Genomic DNA, 1,017 nt, shown 5'->3' on the forward strand with positions numbered 1-1,017 from the left:
GAGCACTACCCTGGCTCGAATTGATCCAACCGAATCTCTCATCACCCCAGCCTCCTCTGGCATATACTGCACCCGCACCACTCGGGCCCCGCAACGCGCGGGGCTCTTCCTTTTTTGCCGCATTTCTTTTCCCAGGAGGACCAACCCGATGAAACCCTTCGCTGCTCTCTGCGCCGCAACGCTTGTCGCCGCCACACTCACCGCCTGCAAGCAATCCTCCGACACCCACAACGCTGACGTCTCCGCCGTGCACGCCACCGAGGCCCAGTGGAACCAGGACTACGCCGCCCGCGACCTCGACAAGATCATGTCCCACTACGCCGACGACGCCGTCCTCATGGTTCCTGGCGCTCACCTCAGCAACGGCAAGGCCGCCATTCGCGAAGGCATCAAGCCGATGACCGCCGATCCCGCCATGGAGCTCAAGTTCGTCACCACCCGCGTCGAGGTAGCCAAATCAGGTGACCTCGCCTACACCCAGGGCACCTATACCCTCACCCTAACCGACCCCCAGACCAAGCAGGTCATCCACGACCGGGGCAACTACGTCACCACCTACCGCAAGGAGCCTGACGGAACCTGGAAGGCCGTAGCCGACATCTCCACCTCCGAAGTCCCACCACCCGCACCAGCACCCGCACCCACCCCCAAGGCAGCGAAGTAGCTCCGCGGCGCACGAAAATCACAGCCGTCTCGAACCCCGCGCCCCACCAACAGGCGACAATAGCCTCATGACCCTCGCCATCATCACCGGCGCGGCCCAGGGCATCGGCCGCCGCACCGCCGAGCTCTTCGCCGCCGCCGGCTACTCGCTCGCCCTCCTCGATCTCAAGCCCTGCCCGCCCCTCCCCAACGCCGACGCCCTCACCCTCGCCGGCGATCTCACCGACGAGTCCTTCATCGCCTCCGGCGCGCCTTCGCCGGGCTTTGCAGCCATGACCTCGGAGTCGCTGTCCCAAACACCGCAGATCCCAACCTCAAGCCCCAGATGCACACCGAAAAACTACCCGGCAAGAC

2 protein-coding genes are annotated in these 1,017 nt (G+C 65.0%); both read left to right on the forward strand.

Going from position 1 to position 1,017, the window contains the following annotated elements:
- The first annotated feature begins 148 nt into the window (after nt 1-148).
- Entirely contained in the window at nt 149-664 is a 516-nt protein-coding gene (locus Q363_RS33900; RefSeq protein WP_051979717.1) for a YybH family protein, read from the forward strand.
- 67 nt (nt 665-731) lie between these two features.
- On the forward strand, nt 732-1,017 hold a 286-nt coding region (locus Q363_RS42560), incomplete at its 3' end, for an SDR family NAD(P)-dependent oxidoreductase (RefSeq protein WP_035359332.1).

The sequence above is a fragment of the Edaphobacter aggregans DSM 19364 genome, assembly GCF_000745965.1.
Classification (GTDB): Bacteria; Acidobacteriota; Terriglobia; order Terriglobales; family Acidobacteriaceae; genus Edaphobacter; species Edaphobacter aggregans.